The organism is Bifidobacterium vansinderenii, from assembly GCF_002234915.1.
Taxonomy (GTDB): Bacteria; Actinomycetota; Actinomycetes; order Actinomycetales; family Bifidobacteriaceae; genus Galliscardovia; species Galliscardovia vansinderenii.
Map to the genome: position 1 here is coordinate 37,719 of NZ_NEWD01000004.1, position 25,522 is coordinate 63,240.

The following is a 25,522-nucleotide window of genomic DNA, read 5'->3' on the forward strand; positions in this document are numbered from 1 at the left end:
TCTGCCGTCCTGTACGACGTGAAACTCTGCAATAGCATAACGAGCATAACGTATGCCATGTATGCGGTTTGCACTCACGGGCTCCTCCGGTCCACCGCGCTACCAGCGTTTGGTGGCGATGAAGAAGAAGCGGCGGAAGTGCAGGATCACCTCGCCGTTGGGGCGTGGCTTGTATACGGAGTTCACCCGCCATGCCACCTCGCGTTCGAACTGCTTCGACAGTTCGCCGCTCGGATCGCGTTCGTCGAGCGCGTGCAGGTACACCTGCATGCGTACGCCCTTGACCCATTCCACGAGCGCGTCGGCGGACGGCATGCGATGATAGTACGTGGTCTCCCATTGGACGAAGTCCGCGCTGACGGCGGCGAGGATGTCGAAATATTCGTCGGGCTGCAGCGTGCCGTTGCGGCCGTCAAGCATGTCGCCGAGATTCCAGCGCGGGTCGCACGCCACCTCGTTGATGATATTGAACAGGCGCATGCGGCCCACCATCGGCATCTGCACGGCGAGCACGCCGCCGGGGTTGAGCGACTCCATGAGCTGGGGGATGAGCAGACGGTGACCGGGGATCCACTGCAGGCAGGCGTTCGAGAACATGAGATCGTAGCGGCCGTGCAGGTGGTGCACGTCGCCGAGGATGAAGTCGATGCCGGGATGGTTCTCCTTGGCGCTGGCGATCATGTTCGGCGAGTTGTCGATGCCGAACAGGCGCGAGCCGGGGAACTCCTCGCGCAGCACCGTGGTGCTGTTGCCCGGACCGCAGCCGAGATCGGCGATGATGTTGGGCCCCGGGATGATCTGCTTGACGCGGCGCGCCAGATCGACGGATGGCTGTGTGCGTTCGGCTTCGAACTTGAGATACTGCGCTGAATTCCAGTCGGACATGATGGGCTAGACACTCCTTCGGCCCCAATGCCGTTCGTTTGGCATGCTTTCCCTAACTCTACCCCCTGCCATCGTCCGAAGACGGGTAGCAAGGGTCGGGCCGTGTCCCGTGCGGCCCACTGCTCGGAACGGAGGAGTGCGGCGCCGATGTTTCGCATTACACTGACAGACGTCATACCGAATCGGCCGGCATCCGGTCGGCCGACAGAAGAGGAGCCCGAATGAGCGACACGAACGACGATTCCCCCATCACCGACGTTATCTTCGACTTCTGCGGGGTGCTGCTCGACTGGCAGTGCCGCGCATGCCTCGAGGGGCATTTCCCTCAGAAGACGGTCGACGCGATCTGTGCGGACGACGACCCGCACGGGTTCTACCGGTACGAGGATCGCATGGACGCCGGCGAGGACTTCGACGACATCTATCCGGACGTGGTGCGCGAACAGGGTGATCAGATCGCCGGCATCTTCCGCTACTACATCGACCACTACGATGACGCGCTGCCGCGCATGCTGCCCGGCATGGAGCAGCTGCTGCGCGATCTGAAGGCTGCCGGCTACGGCGTGTGGGGTCTGACGAACTGGTCGCACGAGACGTTCCATCTCGCGTTCGAGAAGTTCCCGCAGATCGAGGAGCTGCTCGGCGGCACCGTGGTCTCCGGCGTGGAGAAGATGCACAAGCCGAACGCCGACATCTACGAGCTGGCGTTGGAGCGGTTCGGCCTGAACGCCGGTTCATGCGTGTTCCTCGACGACACCAGGCGCAACGTGACCGGCGCCGAGGTGGCGGGCATCCGCGCGTTCCTCTTCACCGACGCCGCCCAGGCGCGCCGCGACCTCGCATCGCTGGGCGTGAGGATCTGAACGCCGGGGCGCCGAGCGAAAACCGGTGCCGGGGACTGTCCGGGATGAGGGCAGCCTCCACGCGACACGGAAAATCGCGGTAAGGTACCAAGGTCAACGTCGTGCACCGGCCCAGCCGGGCGCGACGGCAATGCAAGCAACCCGAGGAAACGGAGATAACCATGGCATACGCGAGCAACGCACCGTTCCACGCCGACGTGGTGGGCAGCTACCTGCGCCCCGAGGCCCTCAAGCAGGCCCGCGCGGACTATGAGGCCGGCACGATCGACGCGGCGGCGCTCAAGGCCGTCGAGGACAAGGCCATCGAGAACCTGATCGCCAGGCAGAAGCAGGCCGGCCTGCACGTGATCACCGACGGCGAGTTCCGTCGCCGCTGGTGGCACTTCGACTTCATGTGGGGCTTCGCCGGCGTGGAGCACAAGGCCGCCGCCCACCGCGTCGCCTTCCACGACGAGGTGACCCCCGCCGACACCGCCGCCGTGACCGGCAGGCTCGACGGCCACAACCACCCGTTCGTCGAGCACTTCAAGTTCGTCAAGCAGTTCGAGGATGAGAACACCGTGGCCCGCCAGACCATGCCGTCGCCCGCGCAGACCCTGTTCGTGCTCACCGGCAACAAGACCGCCTACCCGTACGACGAGTTCTACGCCACCGACGAGGAACTGGCCGCCGACATCGTCAAGGCGTACCGTCAGACCATCGCCGAACTCTACGCGGCCGGCTGCCGCAACGTGCAGTTCGACGACTGCACGTGGACCCGCCTGTGCGATCCGGCCGTGCGCGAGCGCCTGGGCTGGAGCGACGAGGACGCCGAACGCCTGCAGCAGCAGAACCTCGACATCATCAACGCGGTGATCGACGGCCAGCCCGACGACCTGGTGATCAACACGCACGTGTGCCGCGGCAACTTCCACTCCACGTGGCTGTCCTCCGGCGGCTACGCGCCCGTGGCCGCGAACCTGTTCGGCAAGGAGAACGTGAACGCCTACTACCTGGAGTTCGACGACGACCGTTCCGGCGACTTCGCGCCGCTCGCCGAACTGTCCGGCGACAAGAAGGTGGTGCTCGGCCTGATCACGTCGAAGACCCCCGAGCTTGAGGATCCGGCCGTGATCAAGGCCCGCATCGAGGAGGCCGCGCAGGTTGTGCCGCTCGAGCGCCTGTGCCTGTCCACGCAGTGCGGCTTCGCGTCCACCGAGGAGGGCAACAAGCTCACCGAGGACCAGCAGTGGGCCAAGATCGCCCTCGTCAAGTCCATCGCCGACGAGGTATGGGGCAACTGATCGCCGACTGCCAGTGATTGCTCATTGATTGCTGAGGAAGCCCGCCAGCCGTATACATACGGCCGGCGGGCTTTTCTAATGCGTGAGGCCTTGCGCAGGCTGGATTCTGGTGGCGTTGTGCGTGGGAATGGCCGCGGCGAGGAGTGCCGCGATGAGGATGACGGGGATGAGCACGCCGATCTGCGTCCACGGCAGTTGCGTGGTGAATTGGCTGGTCATGCCGCCGATCTGGGCTTTGACGCCGGCGATGCCGAGCGGCAGTCCGACCAGCAGGCCAACAAACGTGCCGATGAAGGTCAGGGTCAGCGCTTCGATGGCGATTTCCGTGCGGATGACGCCGCGTCTGGTGCCGAGGGCGCGCAGCATGCTGATCTCGTTGGTGCGTTCGATGACGGACAAGGCGAGCTGGTTGGCGAGCCCGGTCAGGCTGATGATGACGGTGATGGCGAGCATCGCGTAGGAGAGCATGAGCAACATGTTGAGCACGTTGAGGATATCGTTGCTTTCGGCGATGCCGCCGCCGACCGTGGCGTTCGGGTCGGCCACGGCCAGCCGGTTGACCTGACTGGCGAGCCTGGCTCGGTCGATGCCGGGCTTGGCCTTGAACCAGATCATGCTGGTCTTCAATGCCGGTTCGATGGCGTCAGTGTGCGGCAGCGCAGCGAGTTGGTCGTCGGTGATGATGACCGCGAGTTTCGGTGATTCGGTGAGTTGCGAGGCATGCGCCCTGACCGTGACGTGAATGCCCGCGATGGTGAGCGTGAGCGTGTCGCCTTCCTTGATGCCGATGGTGCTCATGTAGCGCGGGTGGACGAGCGCGACCGGCATGCCGTTCTCCTCGCCGGCGCGCCACTGGTCGTCCTTGGCGAAGATGGCGGCGGCGTTGTCGGGGATGACGTCGAGTATCCGGGGCGTGGTCTTCGTCCCGTCCGGCGCATGGTCGATGGCGATGGTTCGTACCGGGTAGGAGGCTTGCGCGTCGGTGATTTCATTGGCATGCTGCAGGACCTTGTCGGCGAGTGTGCTGTTGTCCGGCGTGTAGAGGGCGGCGCTGACCGGATATCGGTGGTCGAGGTCGGCGTTGATGGTGGCGGTTCCGGTGGCCGCGGCCGAGGAGAGCGCGGCGATCAGGCTGATGCCGAATGCGACCGCGGTGACGGTGCCGCCCGCGCGTCGCGCGTTCGCCGAGAGGCTTGCCGCAGCCAGTTTGCCAGACAGCCCGTATACGGACAAGACCGTGGCGATGACGGGCATGATCTGTGCGGCGAGTCCGGGCAGGGCGAGTACCAGACCGAGCGCCAAAGCAAGACCGCCGGCCAATGCAACGGGCATGTGGAAGCCGGCCGCACCGATCCACAGCAACGCGACTCCGGCGATCGCGCACACTGCGCCGAACACGATGCACGAAACACCGCCGTCATGCGTCTTGCCACTCGTCTTCGCGTCGTTGTTGCCGTCGCCAGACTGCACTGCTCCGTCCAATGCCTGGACGGGTGGGATGCGTGTGGCGTGGCGCACGGTCGTCCATGCGGTCAATACCGTGGCCAGAACCGTCAGCAGCAACGTTCCAGCCAGCAACATCGGGTTGGCGGCGAATCCACCGAATGCCTGACCCATCACCGTCATGGCCGCGTACCCGCCGCCTACACCGATCAGGGCTCCGACGAGCGTGCCGGCTATGGCGGTGATCAGCGCTTCGGACAGCACGAGCGAACGAATGTTCGCGCGTCGTGCTCCGATCAGACGCAGCATGGCGATGTCCCGCGTACGCTGCGCGATCAGCGTCCGGTAAGTGCTGGAAATCACCATCATCGCGGCACACAGGGCGATGACCGCGAACACCGCCATGATCACGGTCAGCTGCGTGCTGCCGCCGGCCATCATCGCCGACGCCTGCCGGATCATCTCCACTCCCGTGACCGCCGTGACACCATCCGGCTGGGCGGCCGTCGCAAGACGTTGGGTGACCGAATCGATGTCGGAGGGGTCGTTGAGTTTGACGAACAGTTCACCCGGTGTCATGTCGCCGAAGTACGACGGGTCGGCGTAGATCGCGTAATCAGTGCCGGTCATCGGCTTGAACCGCACATCGTTGATGCCGCTTACCGTCACCGCATTCTTCGTACCGTCGGACGATTTCAATGTGACCGTGCCGCCGACCCGCACGCCGAGCTTGCCGGCCGTATCCTGCGAGATGACGATCTGGTCGGCGGACCGTGGCCAGTCGCCGGACTCCAATCCGAACCAGCGCAGGGACGGGTCGCGGGCGACGGAATACACGTTCGCCGTGCCACGCGCATCCATGCCGTATGCGGTGACCGTGGCCGCATAATACGGGGCCGTCGCTTTCACTTTGCCGCTGACATTCGCCTTGGCGAGCACGTCCTCGGCCCATGAGGACTTCAATGATTTCACGTCGGTGTCGCCGGGGTCGATGATGACGTCCACGGGTTTCAACGGCGCGGCCGTGATCGTGGTCATGCTCGCGGTGGACGTGCCTTGGAACACGATCGTGCCCGCCAGCATCGCCGCCGACAGGACCACCGCCAACAACACGGCGAGCAGTCGGGACGGGGAATGCTTGATCTGCGCCCACGCCACCCGGATCATCGCGCACCCGCTTCCGCATTCGCCGGTTCGACGCTTTGTTCGAGCACGTGCACCACGTCCACTGCGACCGGATGTGCAATGTCCGCCGCGATCAGCCCGTCGCGCACCACGAGCGCACGGTCGGCATAGGCGGCGGCGTTCGGGTCATGCGTGACCATCACGATCGTCTGCCCGCGACGCGACGCCATATCCCGCAAAATCGCCAACAGTTGGCGAGATGACTTCACGTCCAGCGCCCCGGTCGGCTCGTCCGCGAACACCACCGCGGGATTCCCGGCCAGCGCGCGGGCGACCGCCACACGCTGCCGCTGCCCGCCGCTCATCTCCTGCGGCTTGTGATCGAGCCGGTTCTCGATACCCAACTCACGCGCGATCCCACGTATTGTCTGTCGGTCGGGCTGCCTGCCTCGCAGCGTGAACGGCAGCTCGATGTTCTGCTCCGCCGTCAGATACGGCAACAGGTTGAAATCCTGAAAAATGAACCCGATCCGGTCACGCCGCAGATCGGACAACGCATCATCCGACAACGTCGAAATATCCACGCCATCGATAATCACCCGGCCGGAAGTAGGAGTATCCAAACCCGCCAGCAGATGCAGCAACGTGGTCTTGCCCGACCCCGACGGTCCCACGATCGCCGTGAACTGGCCCTTCTCGAACCGGGCCGTGATACCCGCCACCGCAACCGTCTCGGCCATACCGGAACCGTACGTCTTGCGCACGTCAAGCACTTCGACCGCCGCCGGGTACACGGTCATGCCGCTGCTCGTTCCTGCTATGTCTGTCATGCCAGCCCCTTCCTGTGTTCCACGGGCGATTCGGCTGTCGATACATCGAATCGCCCATTCACACAACAACCTACGGGGATGGCCTCATGCAGGGTATCGTCCGAACGAATCACGTTTCATGTGAGCGGTACTGGAGTGCGAGCGGCATGGTACCTGGGTATGAACTCCCATGGGATGAGGATGCGGGAAACCATCATTGCGAATCATGGTATCGGCCAGCCGGCGCGGGTAACGTCGTTGGTATGAAGGTTCGTGTGGAGGATGCGATCGCCCTGTTCGGCGTGTTGTTGTGCTTGCTGTTCGGTGCGGCGGGCATGGGCGATTGGGTATGGGCGGGCGTGGCCGTCGCCTCCATCGTGTTCGTGCGACGGCGGTTCGCCGTGTTCGCCGTATTGGCGGCTGTCGTCCCCGCTGTATACACAACTATCTACGGTTCGTTCACGTTGATCGGCCAGCTCATGGCCGTAATTGCCGCGTTCCTGTGCGGAGCAAATAGGGTAAAGCGTTGCCGGCTGATCGGGCTGGCATCATCTTTGTCGCCCGTGATCGCGTTCGGCTTGCATCTGGCGATCGTCCGAGCCCCGGATTGGACGATGCCAGTGGCCGGACTGTTCGCGGGCAGTCTGATGCTGGCCGCATGGCAGGCGGGCCGGCTCAACCGTTCCAAGGACATGAGACTTGAGGCGGAGGAGGAACGCCGGACCATGGCCGAACATGACAGCGACATGCGTGCGCGGCTGGCCGTCTTGGAGGAACGCATGCGCATCAACCACGAGATGCACGACATCCTCGCCCACACACTCACCGGCATCACCGTCCAAGCCGAAAGCGGCAGAACGACCACCACCGACACCGCATCACGCACGGTGTTCACGGACATCTCCCAAGCCTCGCGCGAGGCCGTCGCCGATTTACGGACCCTGCTATCCGACAACACGAGAGAAGACCGCTTGCCGGAACCCACGCTCGACCAGTTCGACGAACTCATCGCCGGATACCGGAAACAGGGACTGGTCATCGACCTGCACCAGGAGGACATGAAGCCGCCGTATCTGCCGACGGGACTGTCCCACGCCATATACCGGGTGGCCGAGGAATGCCTGACCAACGCGCTGCGCTACGCGCAACCCCGCTGCGTCGACCTGTCCCTGACCATCACCGGCGACGATATCCGACTGCACTGCGAAAACCCGTACGTGTCTCTCCCGCACACCGACATCACCGAACGACAACGACGCGGACACGGTCTTGACGGCATCCGGTGGAGGTGCGAGCAATACGATGGCCGCGCCAGCGTCAGCATGACGGATGGGATTTGTTCGATTGATGCCGTCTGGCCGCTGCCCTACCAGCGGGAACCGTTGGCGGCGGCATTGAACGAGACCGCTAACGGACACAGGCAAGGAGAACGGCAACAATGACGATGACAAATGCGGACGGAGCACGGCCCATCCGCGTGATGCTGGTCGACAACCAGACGCTGATCCTCGACGGATTCGCGCGCATCATCGATGCGCAGCCCGACATGAGCGTCACCGCCACGGCCACGGACGGCGAAACCGCGATACGCACGGCCCGACAGGCCAAACCGGACGTGATCCTCATGGACGTGCGCATGCCTGGACTCGACGGCATCCAAACCACACGCACCATCATCCACGATCTGCCGGAAACACGCATCATCGGACTTACCTCATACGACACCGACAACTACGCCATAGGCATGCTCGACGCCGGAGCCAATGGCTTCCTCCTCAAAAACACCAACGCCGAACGGTTCCTCGACGCCATACGAGCCGCCGTCTCGGGCAACACCGTCATGGACACCACCACCATGAACCGCCTCAACCGGCGCCTCTCCGCCGGTTCGGTCCGGGCGGTAGCGCCGGACGACGAGGTGTTGGATCGGAGGAACGAAGATCTTCCCGATTTCACCGGTCGGGAACGTGACGTCCTCGCTCGTATCGTCCAAGGCGACTCCAACGAGCAGATCGCCGCACGCCTTGGCATCAGCGTATCCACCGTCAAAACCCACATCGGCAACATCCTCAGAAAAACCGGCCAAACCAACCGTGTGCGTCTCATCGTCTGGGCCGCACGCCACCTTCGCGGAATATGAAAACCCTCTATCGGAGAGAGACTGCAGCGAAAACTGTTGCATGTGTCATCTTCGGATGATATTTCCGCATGTTCTCCTGCTGATCATTGTCCCTCACCGAATCGTCGGTATCATCCATCGGTCAAAGGAATGAGTCGGTTATCGACGAATGAAATCCTTCATCTCCGCCTTGGTGAAGTGCTCGATCATTGTGCGCCAGACTGCTTCGATCAGATCCGGGTCGGCGTGGGATGTCTCGGCCAACCTGCGTACCTTGGCGATGACCGCGTTCACGCGAGCTGATGCCTTGACGTCGTCCGCGTTCTTCTTGAACTGCGCGGCCTGTGCCACATAGGCTCCGCGTTCGGCCATCAGATCGACCAGCTGAGCGTCGATGCGGTCGATATTGGCGCGTACGTCATCGAGGCTGTTGCAAGTTTGTATCTGGTTCATCCGAGCTTCTTACCTGATTCCGCGGCATTCGTACAGCATTCCGCGATCTTGAAGCGATCGAAATCACCACATACAGCACGCAGGGTAATGTCAGGCCCCACGCCAGATACTGCAGCGGCTGAATGTCGAATACCAAGGCGATGGTGAACATGTTGACGCACAGGTTGATGCAGATGATGAATGTTATCTTCGCGGCGATAGCCTCGGATTTATCGGCGAGTAACCGGTCATGATCATTCGGCTCCAGCCGTTCGGCCGTCTTGTCTCGATATGCGAATCCTCCCGCGGCGAGCGAGCCGGCACCCAGTAGCAGAAACGTGATTGCCAGAGATCCGGAACCCCGGAACCATTCCGCATTCCATCCGTATCGGATGAGACCGCATACGGCCAGCACGACGGAATACAGAGCACAGGTTCCGGCCGCCGCGAACAGACGCCACCGCCCTTCGCTCACGCCTATATGTCTGTTAATAGAGTCTTGCGCGGTGCTATCGACCATAATCATCCTCCTCTTCGAGGTTCGGCTCCTTTCCCATACATCCATGATGGCCGTAAAAGAAGAATCAGACCAGTTAGACAGGAATCACGTCGTCTAAAGACGACATGAAGCGAATAGATGCGCAGCTCATTGGGTTCCAGACTGTCTTTGATGGCAGTTCTTTCACTGCTTTTCCTTGGGAGATGCTTCGTGTGATTCCCCGTTTGCATCATTGCCGCCGGAGGCCCATACGAGCAGGGCCCCGGCGAGGGAGACGACGATGACGCCGAACACGGCCGTGAGCGTAATGGTCTGATGCAGGATCAGTGCAGCAATGATCACGCTCATGGCAGGATCGATGGAGAACAGCGTGCCGACCACGCGCGCCGACGTGATGCGCCCGGACAGCGTGTCCATCGTGTAGGGAATCGCCATTCCCAGCACGGCCGACGCGGCGATGACGCCCCATTGGGAGGGCGTCGCACGCGTGGCATGGCTGACTGATACCGGCAGCGTGGCAAGAGCAGCGACCGTGACCGACAGGGCGAGCCCGTCCAGTCCGGTGCCCGCCTTGCCGACCTTGTCCGCGAACAGCGTGTACAGGCCGAAGCAGAAGGCCGACCCCAGTGCGAACAGGTAACCCGACGGGTTGAAATAGCCGCCCGGTGTGAACGAAATCAATCCCACACCCGCCAGCGCGACCACCGCGCACAGGCCCTCGCGCCAGTGATGAGATCCGGCCAGGGCGACCACACACGGGCCGAGGAACTCCAGGGTGACGGCCACGCCCATAGGGATGCGGTCGATGGCCGAGTACAGGCAGATGTTCATCGCCGCCATCGCCAGCCCGTAGACCACGATGCCCAGCCATTCGCCTTTCGACCGGCCCGTGAGTTTTGGGCGGATGAGCACGAGCATGACGATCGCAGCGCCGAGCATGCGCATCGAACTGACCGGAATCGGCCCCAACGCGCCGAACAGGGACGCCGACAGGGACGACGAGGTCTGAATGCCTAGTGAACCGACCATAACCATGCCGGCCGCAGCCACCACGTGGCCGCGTTCAGAACGCAGCATTTGATGCTTTTCCAATAGCGCTTCCCCCGAATTCGACCATTCCCGCATGGGCCCCATACGCCGTCAATGATAATGACCGTCGGGAAAGCGCGGTGTCTGACGTCAACCATGGATGACATGGCTATCGGAGCAGCAGGATCACTCCGGTGATGGAATGTACGGCAAGGTTGCATGCAGTATCCATGTGCCGTCTTCGGCGGAGGTGCTGACCGAACCGCCGAGAGCGGCGAAGCACGTGCAGTGCAGGGACAGCCCTTTGCCGGAGTGCGGTTTGTCCGGCAGAAGGGAATGTTCGGCGATGTCATTGACCTGATCGATGGATAGGACGTCACGGTTGCGACGCACGACGACCCGGTATTCGCCGGATGGGGCGCCATGTACGGCGATGTTGGTGTACAGTTCTCGCAGCAGGTCGATCACCGCGGACTCACGTTCGCGAGTGACGTCATCCGCATCCGTCGACCTGTCCGTGGGTAGATTGTCGATCAGCGTGGAATCGCCGACAAAACCAAACTGGGACAGATATCTGTCGCCGTGGTCCAGCACGTCGCGAGCATGCTCGGGGAACGATGTGCAAGACGAGGACGTTGCAGTTGAACTTCCGGTTTCGGTGTTGCCATCGTTTCCGTCGAGCATGCTGATGACCGTGCGCACTTCGCCGAGCGTGTCGATCGTGCGCGAGTACAGGTCGTCGAACAGCGCGGCGTGTTGTTCATCGTTCCCTGAACGCGACCGTTCGTAGTCCAATCGCATGGCCATGTACGTGAGATTGTTCGTCACCGCATCGTGAATCCTGCTCGCTGCCCGCGCGTCGCGGCGCATGGCCTCCACTCGGTCGCGCTCCCGCTCGTAACGCAGTCGATCCTGCTCCGCCTGTATAGCTGTCGCTCTCCACGACATCGCGCGGCCGAACGCGTACACGACGAAGAACGACACCAGCAGTATCACATAGTCGCCGAACGGCACCCCGGCGCGGGCCGCGACCATCCAACGCACAGCGGCGATCAATGGCGGCATCAGCCACCACCATCGCGACCTGCCGTACCGGCCGACTGCAGCCAATGCGACCCACATCCCATAGAACAGACTCGCTCCGCTCATATCCGGCAGGAACGCGCATCCTACATACGTGACGGCGACCGCCATACTCATCGGCAGCGGATGGAACGGCAACACCAGCAGGCACAGAATGTGTATGACCGTCAGCACCGTGGTCGCCACGAGCTGCGCGGGATACTCGACCATCTCCAACACCGTCAACCCGGCGGATAACAACACGACGCACCACATGACCGGTCCCACGCCGGTGGCACGGACACGAGCGCCCGCGCGCCTGATCAGTCCTGCAGCATCAGCCATTCGGCCACCGCCTGCGTCCGATTCCGAGCACCCAGCTTCTTCGCCGCACGCATCACATACGTCTTCACCGACGACTCGCCGACGCCAAGCAGCTCGCCGATCTCACGCGAACTCCTGCCCTGCGCACACAAACACATGACCTCGCGCTCGCGTTCCGTCAGCAACGCGGCCGCCGCAGCTGCATTCGACCGGGTAGGGGAGCCGTCATCGGCAACGTTTCCGGTTTCGGCTTCCGTTCGCGTCGTGAGCAACGCGTGCGACTGCGCGGCGGTCATGTCGGACACGTACCTGGTGCGCGGCATACGACCGTTGGCCAGCGCGACCGCCGCGGCGCAGACATCCCTCACCCGTGCCTTGTCCATCACGCACTGGGCGCCGGCGGCCAACGCGTCGGTCGCGTAATGCTCCAATGAAAACGATGTGATGCCGATTAGCGCGATGTCGGCCGTCGCTGCACGAACCTGCCGGCACACCTCGACGCCACTCAACCCTTCCAGCGACATATCCACCAGCAGCACATCCGGCCGGGAATCGACCGACAGGCAACGTTCGATCGCATCACGGCCGCGCCGACATGCCCATTTCATATCCACTTCCGGCAGCAGTCTCCGAACCAGCAACGTCAGCATCGTCAACGTCAACTGATCGTTGTCCACCACGGCAAGGCCGAAACGCCTCCTGTCATACATACGACACCACCTCACAACGGACCGGTCAACGGACATCATATCGGTGGCGATGCACCATCTCTGATCCGGGGACTGTCCCATTAAGTGTGTGACTGGTGTTTGGCTATCAGTTTTCGTTGACAGATCAGCGGTTGGCGAAGATGATGGCGAACGCGTTCAGCGTGAGCTTCCATCGCGCAGCTCCCATCCGTTTTTTCGTTCATGCTCATTGCCTGTTCTTGAAGAAGGCGAAGAGTTGGTTGTCGTGTATGGCGGTGATGGTGATGGCGGCTCCGATTTGCGCGGTGATGAGGGCTGTGGCGAGTGGGGGTAGTTGGATGGCGGTCAGGGTGAGCGCGTTGGCGTGGCTGCTGGTCCAGCGTGCCGTGGTGTAGGTGATGGCGGTGGCGGTGAGGATGGCGGGCAGGGTCCATGCGAGGGTTTCGAGTGCGGTGGTGGCGAGGATGCCTTGGCGGGGTATTCCCATGTGCAGGTCGTCTGCTATTTCGATGCGTCGTGCGCGTGTGGCCATGATGGCGATGGCGAACGCGGCGATGGGGGTGATGGCGAGCATGATGCGGGTGGTTCGCTGCTGGTGGCGGGTGTCGAGGTCGGGGTTGGTGCCGAGCATGGTGTTGGCTTGTTTGGTTTGGGTGGCGGGCGCGGCTCCGGGTATGGCGGTTGCGGTGGTGTTGAGCAGGTCTTCGGCGTCGGGGTTGGCGGGATTGATGGTGGCCCAGCATTCGTCCCATTGCTGGCCGGCGTTGATGGGTGTGGGGGTACCGACCACGGCGCCATCACCTGCACCATCCGCAACGACGGACAGCACGTCACCATCAGCATCGACAACACCACAAAACGATCGGACCATTCCGAAGCCGCGGCCGACCTCATCCAACCGTTCCACCGAGGCGACGCCACCCGCATGGCCAACCGACCTGGCCACGGCCTCGGACTATCCATCGCCAAAGCCTGCGCAGACGCCATCGGCGCCAGACTCAACATCAGCCGCCCCACGCCTGACATGTTCCGGGCGGAAATCGTGCTTTCGTGGGATAAAAGAGAACCCCCAGTGCATCACGGCTCAGTCGAAGACCGTCCGGAGAGGCCCATTGGGGGATTTCATGACGAATGATAATAAGCCATACTCCGATAGTCAATGCGACGGAGGCCCGGGGCTGGGTTCGCTTGCTCGCTGCATTGGTTATTTCGCTGCCGCTCTTCCTTGTCCCGAGTGGCTGGATTCTGTCGTTGTTTCTACATGCCGACTATGGTGTCCGATATGTCCGATATTGCCGAAATGTCTGGTCCGGAGTAGGCTGGACGTAAAGGCTTCAGGAAAGGACTCGCCATGACCGCATTCGAGGCAATCCCTATTTCCCAGATCGGCAAGGGATCCGCATACATCACCACGGGCGACGGCAAGGCATACCCACTGGATGAGGAGGAGCTGCGTCGCGCGTTCGCGGCCATCGTGCACGACAATTCAACCGAAATGATCACCACCGGCGAGGCTGCTCAGATTCTCGGCGTATCGGCGAAGACCGTCGCGCGCATGCTTGACGCCGGCGAGATTCCGTTCGTCCGCTACGGCGCGAAAGGCAACCGCATGGTTTCCCGAGCACAGGTCATCGCCTACCGCGACAAATCGGAATCCCACGGCCACGAGGCGTTGGAGACCATGCGCGAGGCCGCCAGCCAAGGCGGATTGGACGACATCGACTACTCAGCCTATCTGGCTCGTTACAGCTGAAACGAGGGGAGTCTAGTTGGTAGTCGCCTTTCTCGACGCGAACATCTTCCCGCACACCTGGCTGACGGATGTGCTGCTCACGTTTGCCGACCATCACCTGCTCGACCCCGAATACTCCGACGACGTACTCGAAGAAGCCCGCCGGGCATTCGTCGATGATCTCGGCAAGGATCCTGCTTGGGTTGGCCACTATCTGTCCGCCATCCGCAATATCAAGCCGTATTATCTTGTCTCCTCCATTCCGGAACTGACTGGTGAGGTCGTGTTGCCGGACGCCGGCGATCGGCATGTAGCGGCCGCCGCCTATAACGGCGATGCGGACGTGATCGTTACCTTTAACCTGAAAGACTTCCCCGCGAACCAACTCGCCAAGATCGGATTGTCCGCCCGCCACCCTGACATGTTTCTGACCGGTGTCGCCGAGGCATATCCTGAACGCGCAATCAAGGCCATGACCGAACTGGTCGCATCAAAGAAACATCCACCGCGCACCATGCAGGAAGAACTGGAACGACTTGAGCATTCCGGCATGCCAGGATTCGCTAATATGATGCGCAGGCTGATGAGCGGGCAATTTCAGATTTAATCCGGGAGCGGAGACCACATCAACGTCCTGTCTGCACTCAAGTAGGGAGGCAAATTGGATGGTCTATCGCCGTGGACATCTCATCAATACTTGTCTGGGTGTAGGGATAAGGCCCGTCCCCATGGCGTCTCTCCCGTGGCGGTGCCATACTGGAAGAGGGTTTGAAACGTTCTCACACGAAGGGGTATGACGATGAACGATATGCGACAGACTGCAAGGCGGGGAAGCAATGGCCATCTGACACCGGCGGATGATGTCTCACGAATACGGGATCATGATCTGCTCACCGAGGACCATCCGATCCGCCAGTATGCGGGCGAACCGTTACGGCTCAAGGCGCCGATGCGTGGTCTCGCGTTCACGGCCGTGCTCGTTGGCATCATGGTGACCGTCCAGGTCATGGGAGGGGTCATCCTCTCCGTGACGACGGCCGGGGATTCGAAGATGCTGATGGCGAGGATCGGCGAGCTGGCGGGCGCGCTCGCGGCCTACGCGGTCGTCGTACTGGCGATGGAGCAACGTCGATCGCCGGTGGAGCTGAAGCCGGCCCGCATTGTCGGACTGCTGTGGGGCGGGCTCATGGCATTCGCCTGCATCACCGTGTGCATCGGCGTCATCGCACTGTTCGGCGGGTATCGGATCGTCGGCTTCAACGCCGGCTATGATCCGTGGACCGACCTGCTGACGGTGGGACTGGTGGCCGGGGTCGCCGAGGAGATCATCATGCGCGGCATCCTGCTGCGCCTGGTAGAGGAGAGGCTCGGCTCATGGGGCGCGGTGATCGTGTCCGCGCTCGTGTTCGGCCTGTTGCACATGATCAATCCGGACGGCACACTGTGGGGAGGCGTCGCGATCGCCATCGAGGCGGGACTCCTGTTCGGCGCGATCTACCTGACGACACGCTCCCTGTGGTGGTGCATCGGCTTCCACGCCATGTGGAACATCGCCGAAGGCCCGATCTTCGGCTCGGTCGTCTCCGGCACCGGCTCGCAGCAGTCATGGCTGGTCGCACGCTGGAACGGCCCGGACCTGCTGACCGGCGGATCCTTCGGCCTTGAGGCCAGCATCGTCCCGGTGATCCTACTGGGCGGCCTCGCCCTCATCATCCTGATCCACCTGCAGCGCAACGGCCGTATGATCGCACCGAACTGGGCGCGTCGGAAACGACTCGCCCCCGAAGCGTGAATCATCGCATCACGTGCGCCGGCGCGGCGTGACACAGCCGCCGACGTCCGCCGCTCATCCGGGCGGGCCGTTCAGAACAGGCGCAACGGCTCCTCACGGACGACGGGCCGGATGAGCCGACGGTCATGAACACCGGCACGCTCGGCCTCGTCGAGCGGCGCGACCTCATGGAAGGCGAGCGCACGCGACAACGCCAGACCACGCTCATAAGCCGGCCCCAGCAGCGTCGAACCATCGACCGTCGGATCCAGCCACGCGTCGCGCATCACAGGCGACACAAGCAAGGGCATGCGATCGTGTACGCTCGCCGGACCATCCACGGCCCTGCAGGTGATGATGGTCGCCGTCAACAGCCACGGCATCGAATCGGACGCCCGCCACCACGAGTACAAGCCGGCCATGAACAGCGGCGCATCATCGGCGGCATGGAAATAGAACGGTCGCATGCCACGCCACTCGTAGTATCCCGACGCGGGGATGATGCATCGCATGGACCGCGTCGACTCGGCGAACGTCGGCTTGGATGCGGCCGACTCCACGCGCGCGTTATACGTGGGATACGGCAGGTCGTCGGTCGCGCTCCATCGGGGGACAAGCGACCAGCGTGCGCCGGTCAGACGACGACGCCCATCCCCGCCCTGTGCCACGACCGCAATGGTCTGCCCCGGCGCGACATCATACGAGACAGCCGGCAGTGTCGGAGCGTTGACGTCATCATCGTCCACGGCGAACCGCTCCGCCACGGCATCCCAATCCAGGTCGATCGCGAACCTCCTGCACATGCCACACCTCCACTCCATACGATACGCATGACGATCGCCTTCCCACGACCGGTACGCCGAAGACACGGAAAGGAACACTCCACGATGTACAGTGAACATGCACCGTGAGTACGGGAGAAAACGCTCCGTCGATGAGGAACGGAGAACACGATCCCGCATTCAGAAAGGGAGACCCATCATGACAGCCACCGACGACTACGATTCCACTCTCGAAAGCCTCGCCGCGCTCGCCGACCCGTTCGAGTCCGCGCTTACGGACGGACGCCACCTCTACACGACGGACGCGGATGGACACGTCACGTATGATCCGCTGGTCATCCAATGCCTTGACGCCGTCGACCGTCTCGATCTCGCCGACGACGAGATCGATTCCGCGGTGGAGGACATGAACCTCGAGGATCCGGACGATCTCGACGACTATCTTGCGACGGGCGATCTTGGCGAACTGTTCCTGGACAACACGCTCGCATTGCTCACCCTTGTCACCCACGACAAGGGCAAGCTGCCGACGAGGCTTGACAACAGCGCCGTACTCGGCTTGCTGCGCAACATCGCCGAAGCCGTGGAAGATCTGCACGGCTGACCTCTGACCACCGACGGCTCGGGAACGCCGGCCGGAGCCTGTCCGGTATCGATCCAGCCGGGACGGGTACCGGTTTTCACGCGAGCGTGACGCTCAACGAGCTCTGACCCGATTCGCTTCCCGTCCACACGCCGTCGGTACGGTTCCAGCCCATCCCGTTCGCGTGCACGGCGTCGATGCCGTACGCGCGCGCCTGCGTGACCAGCCATGTGGCCGCCTGCCAGACCAGGCGCGTGGCATCCGCGTCGGACAGGCCGGCCGGCAATGTCAGCTTGAGCGTCTTCGCATCATCCGCCGCGCTCGCCGACGAGGAAGCCGGGGATGACGATGCCGATGACGCCGATGCGGACGGGGATGCGCTGCCGCCTGTCGCGCTCGCGGCGCCCGTCGCGACACCGATCGTGGGGAACGTCTTGCCGAGCGCGGCGGCGAGCCCGTCACGGTCGGAGACGCTCGCGGGTTCGAGCGCGCAGGTGGCGCCGGCCGTCACCTCGCCGGTCAGGGCCTGTGCCCAGGCGCGGGCGAGCCCGTCCCAGTTCGCGTACAGGTCGGGGTATCCGGAGCGTTGCACCTCCTGTGCGGCGTCCTCGGTGGGGATGGTCTGCCAGTCGGGCACCTTGACGAGCGCGTCGTAGAACGCGTTGGCCGCGTAGGTTTCGTCGGTGAGCTGGTCGACGGTGCCCCATCCCTGGCTGGGGCGCTGTTGGAAGAGTCCCACGGAGTCGAGGTCGCCGTAGGCGATGTTGGTGAGCTTGGATTCCTGCATGGCGGTGGCGAGCGCCACGGTGGCCGCATGGTCGGGCAGGCCCCGGTCGATGGCGATTCGGGTGATGAGCGCCGCGTTCGCCGCCTGTGTGGGGTTGAGGGGCATGGTGTCGGTTCCGGCCGTGCAGTAGGCGTCGGATGCGGAGCGTGGGGCGGGTGTGGTGTCCGTGCGGCGCAGGTTGATCAGGAGGGCGATCATGGCGATGGCGGTGAGCGCGGCGACCAGGGTGAGCATCACCGCGAGCGCCGCGCCGATGCCGCCGCGCCGGCCGCCTTGTCCGTAGTGTGCGTGTTGTCCCATGCCGCCTCCGTGTCGTGCCGTTCGTGCCACACATCGTGCCATTCGCAGCTGACATCGCGTTCGCGCAGGGCGTGCCATGGGACGGGAGAGCGGGTGGCCTCCCGGCGTAGTGGGGAGGCCACCCGCACCGCCAGGGGCTTAGCTGAGCCAGCCGGGCCGGCCGTTGCGTACGGCGCGCGTGCCGGTGGTGGCTCCGGTGGCGAGCTCCAGTCGGAGCGCCGCTTCGGCGAGCCGGTCGAGGTCGCGGCCCAGCCACCAGGAGATGAGGATGAGTGTGCCGCCGAGGCTGGCCCGGCTGACGTCGGAGGCGGCGAGCGCGCTGGCGGGCAGCCGGTTGGCGATGCCGGTGAGCAGGGCGCGCATCATGCGCACGCGCGTCTGGTCGGGGCGGATCCGGGTGTGGGAGAGGAGTTCGACGGCGATGCCGGTGAGCCGTTCGGCCTGGTCGGCCTGCGTGTCGTGGTCCCTCTCGTAGCTGATGTCGTCGATGATGAACCGTAGTTCGCGGTCGCGGGCCGTCCGGTCCTTGTCGGGGATGAGGCGTTCGACTTCGCCGATGATGAGCGCGGCGATGAGGCTTGGCGCGGCCGGGGAGGCCATGGCGTCGATGAGGATCTGCATGTCCCGGTTCGGGTCGTCGGCGAACAGGCGGTCGGTGCCACCCGCGTCGATCGCGTCGGCGAGGAGGTGCTGGAAGGCTCCCCACACGTCGTGGCGGGCGTTGGCGGAGACGGTCAGCTGGTCGAGGCGCAGCATGGTGTGCACCTGGTGCGGGGCGAGCCGGTTGGCCTGCCGGTCGAGGTGCAGGCGCATGAGCAGCGTCTGCTGGCCGGTGTCGCCGGTCAGGGTGAACGGGGTGAGGGGGATGATGGGGGAGGCGAGCTGGCGGACGGCCTGCACGTCGAAGGGCTTGAGTCCGCGGATGCGGCCGCGGCGGTCGGGTGCCGGGTATTCCCAGCGGGGCAGGACGATGCCGTCGGGGCGGATGTAGGTCCTGAGGTATGGGGTGCGTTCGTCGGTGACGATGAGCCCGTTGCCCATGTCGGTCACCTCGATGGTGCGCGTCGATGCGCGGAGGCGTTCGGATAGGGCGGACAGGTTGATGGGGGAGATGCTGGTGGTGTGTGCTGGGCTGATCGACTGGATCGTCGTCATGGTATCCTTTCGTTCCTGTTTGGTTGTCCTGTTCCAGTCCCCTTGAGAGCGTGTGGGTACACTACTCCCTCGGTTTCTGGTCGAGGCGTTCCAATTGGGGAACGAAGGCATGAAAATCAATGCACGAGACCGTATCTTAGCATGCTGCTCGCTGTTCGGCAAGCCGTTGTGCCGAATACTGTCTCCGATATGCGAACGGCTCCCCTCGTCGAGGGGAGCCGTCGGTTAGAACATGCGTACGATTGCCTTGTGTGGCGGGGTGCGCATGCCGGGGTGCGCTGCTACTCCTGCCAGTCGGATTCGAACGTGGGCTTGAGCTTGGCGAGCGCGTCCTTGACGCTGCTGTTCGGGTCGGCGAGCACCGCCTCGAGGCTCTTCTCCACGTCGGTGGTGGCCTGTTCGGAGCTGGGCTTGATGGGCGCGGCGATCAGGTTCCGGGTCGCGTCGGCGAGGATGGGCGCGATGGCGGTGTCGGCGGACGTGTACTTGCTGTCCGTGATCGCGGAGGTGCGGATCGGAATGTAGCCGGTCTGCACGCCCCAGGTGATCTGGTTGTCCTTGCCGGTCAGGTACTTCTCGTACAGGTAGGCGGCGGTGCGCTGCTGGCTGGACGCGGAGGTGAACATGTAGATGTCGGTGCCCTGCTGGATGGCGTGCTTGGACGGTTCGGGCGCGGCCGCGTACGTGAACTTGCCGGCGGCGCCTTCCTTGACGAACGATTCGCCGGCGCTGGAGCCGATGTACATGCCGACCTTCTGGCTGGCGAACGGGGCGCTCATGTACTGGTTGGTGCCTGCGGTGCGCAGCCAGCCGTCGCGTACGCCGTCCTGATAGTAGGTGAACGCGTCCTGGGACGCCTTGCCGGTCACGTCGAGGTCCTTGCCGAATTCGCTGCCGTGGTCGGACAGGTACACGGAGTAGAAGTTCTGCAGGGAGTCGAAGCCGGCGCCGGGAATGCCCTTGGCGTCGTGGATCGCCTTGGCGGTGGTTTCCAGCTCCTCGAAGCTGGTGGGCACCTTCAGGCCGAGCTCGTCGAACATGTCCTTGTTGTACCAGAGCACTTCGGTGGACTTGTTGAACGGCATGCCGTAGATCTTCCCGTCGAGGGTGACGCTCTTGCGCAGTCCTTCGAGCACGTCGTCCCAGTTGTCGAACGCAAGGTTCTGGTCCTTGGATTCGATGTACGGGGTCTGGTCGACGACCAGGTCGTCGTCGATCGCGTTGATCATCCAGCTGGAGTACGCCTGGGTGATCGTGGGCAGGTTCTTCGGGCTCTGCTGGGCGGCGGTCAGCTTCTGCTGCAGCCCGTCGTAGCTGGACTGGTTCTGCAGTTTGACCGTGATCTTCGGGTTCTCCTTCATGAACGCGTCGGTGATCTGCTGCAGGGTCTTCTCCTGGTCGCCGGTCATGCCATGCCAGAACGTGATGGTCACGTTCCCGTTGATGGTCGTGTCCGGTGTCGCGTCGGCCGTGTCCTGACCGCTATCGGCCGAACCGCAGCCGGCCAGGGCGAGCGTGGCGGCCAGTACGGCCGGCAGCAGTGTCCTTCTGATCCTCATCATGGTTTCCTCTCTACTGGGGTGGATGGTGTCGGGGTGAAACGTTGTTTCAGGGTTCGACGATCATGCCCGGACGGGGGATGACCGTCGAACCATACGGGTTATGGTATCGGCCGGGTCGTTCGCCGTGCACCGGGATGAGCGTGCGCGGCCGGACCATGTCGATGATGCCGACCGCCTGCTCCACGTACGCGTGACCGGAACAGTTCACGTCATACGGTTGGATGCCGTGATCGGCGAACCGTTGCATGAACGGCTCGTACGCGGGGTCGAAGTCACCCAACGGCAGGGCTCCCGTATGCAGGTGCAGGCCGCCGGAGGCAAGCCGGTCGAAGACCCGGTCCTGCGCGCGGGCGTCCAACTGCCAACAGTAGTCGTGATGGTCGGCGATCAGCCGTTCGATGTCCACTTCCATGCCTGGGTCCAGCGTGTCGACCGTCCGCTCGCCGGGCAGCCGATAATAGTATGCCTGTTCGCCGGTGACGGCGGCGAGCACGGAGGCGCTACGACTGGTGAGCACGATCCTGCGCGGCGAGAAGGCGATGAGATGACGGACGCGTTCCACGTCGGTCGGATAGTAGTCGAACGTGATCTGCCGGCCCGGATTGGCCTCGACCAGGCCGACCAGTTCACGCAGCACGTCCGCCTCGCTGGTCTCCGGCTCCACGGCCGGCTCGCCCGGCTCGCGGAACGAGATGCTCACCCCCTCCATGATGAGCGCATCCACGCCACGATTGGCGGCGAGGAACGCCATGGAGTCGCCGCCATGCCAGCCATGGAAGCGCAGGTCACCCGTGTACGCGATGGCCGCGTCCGGCGTGTCGATACGGAAGCCGGCCGCACCATACGCGTCATGATCCACCGGCATGAGCATCACCCGGATCGAGCCGACCGTCACCTGGCCTCCCGCGGGCACGCCGATGATCGGCCGCGTATGATCCCACCCGTCATGGCGAGCCCCGGCCGGCAGGCAGAACCCGCCGGCCGCGTTCATCGCCCGCACCAGGCGACGCGTGTCCTCCATCATGTACAGGGGGACGGCCGGGTCGATGAGATTGATCATCGCCGAATGATCCAGATGCGCGTGCGAAACGAACACGGCGACATGATCACGGTCTTCATCCCGCCACGCGTGGCCGGGCACCGGAACATCCCGGTCGAACACGCCCGGCAGATAGGGGACGACGCCCGAGGCCACCAAGCCCGGCAGATCCTGCGGCGTGGAACCGGACGCTGGATCGTACACGCAGCCGAAATCGAACACGATCCGATCCCGACCATAGTCGACTAGGATCAGATTCCCGCCGATCGTATCCGTGCCGCGCAACAGCGTGATCCGCGTGCGCTCGCCGACCGGCGTCGCGTGTGCCGGATCGTGTGTGGGGTCAGCGTTTGATGCCATTGACGTGCACTCCTTCGATGATCCTGCGGTGGAAGACCGCGTACAGGATGAGGATCGGCAGCACGATGATCGTGCTCGCCGCCATCTGCAGTTGGACGGCCGTGCCGCTTTCCGTGACGAACGCGCTCAACCCGTTGCCCACCAGACGCATGTCCGTCGTGTTCGTCACCAGGATCGGCCACAGGAACGAGTTCCATCCGGAGATGAACAGGAGCAGCGCCATGGTGAACAGCGCGGAGCGTGACATGGGGATCATGATCCTCCACATGTATTCCAGGTCGCCGCACCCGTTCACGATCGCCGCCTTGTAGTACGTGTCCGGGATCGCGGTCAGATACTGGCACAGGTAGAGGATGTAGAACACGCTGGCCAGGGAGGGCAGGATCAGGGCCGCGTACGTGTCCAGCAGGCCGAGCTGTGCGATCGTCCGATAGTTCGTGAACACGAGGATCTCATACGGCACCATCAGCAGTGCGACCATCACGCCCATCAGCAGCCGTTTGAACCGGAACCGCAGGCGGACCAGCGCGAACGCGGCCAATACCGTCGTGGCCAGCGTGCCCAACGTCGACAAGCCGGACACGATCAGCGTGTTCACCGCATACCGGGCGAACGGTGCCGCGCGTAGCGCCTCCCCGAAATTCGACCATCGGGCGTGGGCGGGCAGCAGCGCGGGAGGCACGCCCGTCGCCTCCTGGAACGACATGAGCGAGGCGGACACCATGTACAGGAACGGGAACACCGTCACCCCCGTCGTCAGCAGCACGAACCCGTACGCGAACAACCGGCCGATACGTTTCACCTCGACAGCCTCCTGACCAGCAGCGACTGCAGCAGCGTGAACACCAGAATCAGCGCGAACAGCACCACGGCCGCCGCCATGCCCTGACCATACCGGCCCTGCACATAGAACTTGTCGTACACGTAGAACACCGCCGTCACTGCACTGTCCGCCACGCCCGGCATCCCATTGAACAGCACGTACACCTCCGTATACACCTTGAACGCGTTGATCAGATCCATGATCGACAGAAACGTGATCATCGGCGCCAGCTGCGGCAGCGTGATCCTCGAGAACCGCTCCCACGCGGACGCCCCATACAGGTCGGCCACCCGATACAACAACGGGTCGATCGCGCGCAATCCCGACAGCAGGATCACGATGTTGAACGCCAACGACAGCCACACGCCGAACACGCACAACGTGACCATGCTCAACCGCGGATCGTTGAGAAAATCAAACGGCCCCAACCCGACCAGGGACAGCACATAATCCACCACGCCGAAATCACCATTGAACAGGTAGCGGAACACCACGCCCACCGCCACTACGCTCGTCAGATACGGGACGAACAGCAGCGCCTCGAACACGCGTGACCCGCGCATCCGGGAATCCACCGCCACCGCCAGCATCAACGACACCACCAGGCCAACCGGCACCGTCACGCACGCGAACACACCCGTGTTCACCAACGCGCGCACAAACGACGGGTCAGCGAGCACCGCCACGAAATTCGACCATCCAGCAAACCGCAAATGCCGCAACGACCCCGACTGAAACGCCATCACAAACACCCGCACCAACGGCAGCACATTGAACACGCCAATACATGCCAACGCCGGCAACAACAACAGCCACGCCCGCGGCTGACGCTCCGCACTATACGAGCCGACCCGAGCCAGCCAACCCCGCACACCGCCAGCCATCAGTACAACCTCCCACCATCGGCATCAAACACATGCACGCTCACGCAATCCAAACCCACCAGCACACGATCACCCGCCCGCGGCGCACGACGCACATCCACCACACACCGGCAGCGCTCATCATCAGCCGTAAAATGCACCACCGCATACCGGCCGATCATCTCCACCGACTCCACCAGCGTCCCAAACACCACCGGAAAACGATCCGCCCCAGCGTCAGCCAGCCCATCAGACCCGCCAACAAGATGAAAATGCTCAGGACGCACACCCAACACACATCCGCCGGCAGCCAACACCGACTCGGCCTCACCGACCGGCCGACGAAACCGCGACACATCCAACACACCCAACGGCACCGAAAAATCATCACCCGCCAACACACGACGCCCACCGTCATACGACAAACAGAACGTATTCAAAACAGGAGAACCCATAAACCGGGCAACAAACAGATTCGCCGGATCCAAATACAAATCCTGCGGGGCAGCAAACTGCTGAATCACCCCCCGATCCATCACCGCAATCCGATCCCCAATCGACAACGCCTCCTCCTGATCATGCGTCACAAACACCGTCGTCACCCGCGTCGCCTTGACAATACGCCGAATCTCCTCACGAATCGACAACCTCAGCCGCGCATCCAAATTACTCAACGGCTCATCCAACAACAACACACGAGGCTCCTGCACCAACGCACGAGCAACCGCCACCCGCTGCTGCTGACCACCAGACAAACTCCCCGGACGCAACCGCGCCAAATCCTCAATACCCGTCAACCGCATAAACCGACGCGCCCGCACCAACGCCTCACGACGCGCAACCCTATGCTCCCCAACCCGCAGAGGAAACATCACATTCTCCTCCACACTCATATGCGGATACAACGCATAATCCTGAAACACCATCCCAATACCACGATACTTAGGATGCGTACGAACCACAGACTCACCATCAATAAGCACATCACCACCAGACGGATCCAACAACCCGGCAACAATGTTCAACAACGTCGACTTCCCACAACCACTCGGCCCCAACAAACACACCAACTCACCATCACACACCTCAAGATTCACATCCCGAAGCGCCACGCGCTCGCCGTACCGCTTACCCAAATGCCTGATGGTAATGGACATGACGCCCCCAATCCGAAACCCTTCGCCCAACCAGCATAGCAAGACC

Annotated in this window: 26 protein-coding genes; 9 read left to right on the forward strand and 17 right to left on the reverse strand. The window is 63.2% G+C overall.

Annotated features, from left to right (window positions below; translation table 11 throughout):
- Nucleotides 1-99: 99 nt before the first annotated feature.
- On the reverse strand, nucleotides 100-885 hold the full coding sequence (locus Tam10B_RS01170) for a methyltransferase domain-containing protein (RefSeq protein ID WP_093959455.1): 786 nt from the start codon (nucleotides 883-885) through the stop codon (nucleotides 100-102).
- Nucleotides 886-1,106: 221 nt separating this feature from the next.
- On the opposite strand from Tam10B_RS01170, the gene Tam10B_RS01175 reads away from it, so the two are divergent.
- Nucleotides 1,107-1,748: an HAD family hydrolase gene (locus Tam10B_RS01175; protein WP_093959456.1), complete on the forward strand. Its 642-nt coding sequence runs from the start codon at nucleotides 1,107-1,109 to the stop codon at nucleotides 1,746-1,748.
- Between the two features lie 161 nt (nucleotides 1,749-1,909).
- Nucleotides 1,910-3,031 carry a 5-methyltetrahydropteroyltriglutamate--homocysteine S-methyltransferase gene (locus Tam10B_RS01180; RefSeq protein WP_093959457.1) on the forward strand — a complete coding sequence of 374 codons (1,122 nt, stop codon included), beginning with the start codon at nucleotides 1,910-1,912 and terminating at the stop codon, nucleotides 3,029-3,031.
- Between the two features lie 75 nt (nucleotides 3,032-3,106).
- Here Tam10B_RS01180 and Tam10B_RS01185 read toward each other — a convergent pair whose 3' ends face one another.
- Both Tam10B_RS01185 and Tam10B_RS01190 read right to left on the reverse strand, forming a co-directional pair.
- Entirely contained in the window at nucleotides 3,107-5,641 is a 2,535-nt protein-coding gene (locus Tam10B_RS01185; RefSeq protein WP_093959458.1) for an FtsX-like permease family protein, read from the reverse strand.
- Nucleotides 5,638-6,429: an ABC transporter ATP-binding protein gene (locus tag Tam10B_RS01190; protein WP_198947493.1), complete on the reverse strand. Its 792-nt coding sequence runs from the start codon at nucleotides 6,427-6,429 to the stop codon at nucleotides 5,638-5,640. Before Tam10B_RS01190 ends, Tam10B_RS01185 begins: the two co-directional genes overlap by 4 nt.
- Before the next feature lie 242 nt (nucleotides 6,430-6,671).
- Here Tam10B_RS01190 and Tam10B_RS01195 point away from each other — a divergent pair, with 242 nt between their 5' ends.
- Nucleotides 6,672-7,850, forward strand: coding sequence for a sensor histidine kinase (locus Tam10B_RS01195; RefSeq protein ID WP_158214086.1), 1,179 nt, complete (start codon nucleotides 6,672-6,674; stop codon nucleotides 7,848-7,850).
- Nucleotides 7,847-8,548: a response regulator gene (locus tag Tam10B_RS01200; RefSeq protein ID WP_198947494.1), complete on the forward strand. Its 702-nt coding sequence runs from the start codon at nucleotides 7,847-7,849 to the stop codon at nucleotides 8,546-8,548. The genes Tam10B_RS01195 and Tam10B_RS01200 overlap by 4 nt, the downstream gene beginning before the upstream one ends.
- Before the next feature lie 138 nt (nucleotides 8,549-8,686).
- Here the strand turns inward: Tam10B_RS01200 and Tam10B_RS01205 are convergent, their stop codons facing one another.
- From Tam10B_RS01205 to Tam10B_RS01230, 6 genes are all read right to left on the reverse strand, one after another.
- Nucleotides 8,687-8,980, reverse strand: coding sequence for a chorismate mutase (locus Tam10B_RS01205; RefSeq protein ID WP_093959461.1), 294 nt, complete (start codon nucleotides 8,978-8,980; stop codon nucleotides 8,687-8,689).
- Entirely contained in the window at nucleotides 8,946-9,479 is a 534-nt protein-coding gene (locus Tam10B_RS01210) for a hypothetical protein (protein WP_143248494.1), read from the reverse strand. The genes Tam10B_RS01205 and Tam10B_RS01210 overlap by 35 nt, the downstream gene beginning before the upstream one ends.
- A gap of 162 nt (nucleotides 9,480-9,641) precedes the next feature.
- Nucleotides 9,642-10,535: an EamA family transporter gene (locus Tam10B_RS01215; RefSeq protein WP_233133525.1), complete on the reverse strand. Its 894-nt coding sequence runs from the start codon at nucleotides 10,533-10,535 to the stop codon at nucleotides 9,642-9,644.
- A 138-nt stretch (nucleotides 10,536-10,673) separates the two neighbouring features.
- Nucleotides 10,674-11,894: a sensor histidine kinase gene (locus Tam10B_RS01220; RefSeq protein WP_143248495.1), complete on the reverse strand. Its 1,221-nt coding sequence runs from the start codon at nucleotides 11,892-11,894 to the stop codon at nucleotides 10,674-10,676.
- Nucleotides 11,873-12,583 (reverse strand): LuxR C-terminal-related transcriptional regulator, encoded by a 711-nt coding sequence (locus Tam10B_RS01225; protein ID WP_158214087.1) that lies wholly within the window; start codon nucleotides 12,581-12,583, stop codon nucleotides 11,873-11,875. Before Tam10B_RS01225 ends, Tam10B_RS01220 begins: the two co-directional genes overlap by 22 nt.
- A 205-nt stretch (nucleotides 12,584-12,788) precedes the next feature.
- Nucleotides 12,789-13,508, reverse strand: coding sequence for a hypothetical protein (locus Tam10B_RS01230; RefSeq protein ID WP_233133526.1), 720 nt, complete (start codon nucleotides 13,506-13,508; stop codon nucleotides 12,789-12,791).
- Between Tam10B_RS01230 and Tam10B_RS13760 the strand changes: the two genes are divergently transcribed.
- From Tam10B_RS13760 to Tam10B_RS01250, 4 genes are all read left to right on the forward strand, one after another.
- Nucleotides 13,404-13,697: a hypothetical protein gene (locus Tam10B_RS13760; protein ID WP_332881249.1), complete on the forward strand. Its 294-nt coding sequence runs from the start codon at nucleotides 13,404-13,406 to the stop codon at nucleotides 13,695-13,697. The two genes, Tam10B_RS01230 and Tam10B_RS13760, sit on opposite strands and share 105 nt — an antisense overlap.
- Nucleotides 13,698-13,913: 216 nt before the next feature.
- Nucleotides 13,914-14,315, forward strand: a complete 402-nt coding sequence (locus Tam10B_RS01240) for a helix-turn-helix domain-containing protein (RefSeq protein WP_093959465.1) — start codon at nucleotides 13,914-13,916, stop codon at nucleotides 14,313-14,315.
- A gap of 16 nt (nucleotides 14,316-14,331) precedes the next feature.
- The gene (locus Tam10B_RS01245; protein WP_093959466.1) at nucleotides 14,332-14,901 is read left to right on the forward strand and encodes a PIN domain-containing protein; all 570 of its coding nucleotides are present in this window, start codon (nucleotides 14,332-14,334) and stop codon (nucleotides 14,899-14,901) included.
- Between the two features lie 192 nt (nucleotides 14,902-15,093).
- A complete protein-coding gene (locus Tam10B_RS01250) occupies nucleotides 15,094-16,086 on the forward strand; it encodes a CPBP family intramembrane glutamic endopeptidase (RefSeq protein ID WP_158214088.1) in 993 nt (330 codons plus the stop codon).
- 71 nt (nucleotides 16,087-16,157) lie between these two features.
- On the opposite strand, the gene Tam10B_RS01255 is transcribed toward Tam10B_RS01250, so the two are convergent.
- Entirely contained in the window at nucleotides 16,158-16,868 is a 711-nt protein-coding gene (locus Tam10B_RS01255) for an SOS response-associated peptidase (RefSeq protein WP_093959468.1), read from the reverse strand.
- A 178-nt stretch (nucleotides 16,869-17,046) separates the two neighbouring features.
- On the opposite strand from Tam10B_RS01255, the gene Tam10B_RS01260 reads away from it, so the two are divergent.
- Complete coding sequence (locus Tam10B_RS01260; protein ID WP_093959469.1) at nucleotides 17,047-17,451, forward strand: hypothetical protein; 405 nt, start codon at nucleotides 17,047-17,049, stop codon at nucleotides 17,449-17,451.
- A gap of 76 nt (nucleotides 17,452-17,527) precedes the next feature.
- Here Tam10B_RS01260 and Tam10B_RS01265 read toward each other — a convergent pair whose 3' ends face one another.
- The 7 genes from Tam10B_RS01265 to Tam10B_RS01295 form a co-directional block, all read right to left on the reverse strand.
- A complete protein-coding gene (locus Tam10B_RS01265; protein WP_093959470.1) occupies nucleotides 17,528-18,517 on the reverse strand; it encodes a cobalt transporter in 990 nt (329 codons plus the stop codon).
- A gap of 138 nt (nucleotides 18,518-18,655) precedes the next feature.
- Nucleotides 18,656-19,672, reverse strand: a complete 1,017-nt coding sequence (locus Tam10B_RS01270) for a hypothetical protein (protein WP_093959471.1) — start codon at nucleotides 19,670-19,672, stop codon at nucleotides 18,656-18,658.
- 281 nt (nucleotides 19,673-19,953) lie between these two features.
- Nucleotides 19,954-21,234, reverse strand: a complete 1,281-nt coding sequence (locus Tam10B_RS01275) for an ABC transporter substrate-binding protein (protein WP_093959472.1) — start codon at nucleotides 21,232-21,234, stop codon at nucleotides 19,954-19,956.
- Nucleotides 21,235-21,280: 46 nt separating this feature from the next.
- Entirely contained in the window at nucleotides 21,281-22,633 is a 1,353-nt protein-coding gene (locus Tam10B_RS01280; protein ID WP_093959473.1) for an MBL fold metallo-hydrolase, read from the reverse strand.
- Nucleotides 22,617-23,435: a carbohydrate ABC transporter permease gene (locus tag Tam10B_RS01285; protein WP_093959474.1), complete on the reverse strand. Its 819-nt coding sequence runs from the start codon at nucleotides 23,433-23,435 to the stop codon at nucleotides 22,617-22,619. Before Tam10B_RS01285 ends, Tam10B_RS01280 begins: the two co-directional genes overlap by 17 nt.
- Nucleotides 23,432-24,142, reverse strand: coding sequence for a carbohydrate ABC transporter permease (locus tag Tam10B_RS01290; RefSeq protein ID WP_233133527.1), 711 nt, complete (start codon nucleotides 24,140-24,142; stop codon nucleotides 23,432-23,434). The genes Tam10B_RS01285 and Tam10B_RS01290 overlap by 4 nt, the downstream gene beginning before the upstream one ends.
- A gap of 197 nt (nucleotides 24,143-24,339) precedes the next feature.
- On the reverse strand, nucleotides 24,340-25,476 hold the full coding sequence (locus Tam10B_RS01295; RefSeq protein ID WP_093959476.1) for an ABC transporter ATP-binding protein: 1,137 nt from the start codon (nucleotides 25,474-25,476) through the stop codon (nucleotides 24,340-24,342).
- Between the last annotated feature and the right edge of the window lie 46 nt (nucleotides 25,477-25,522).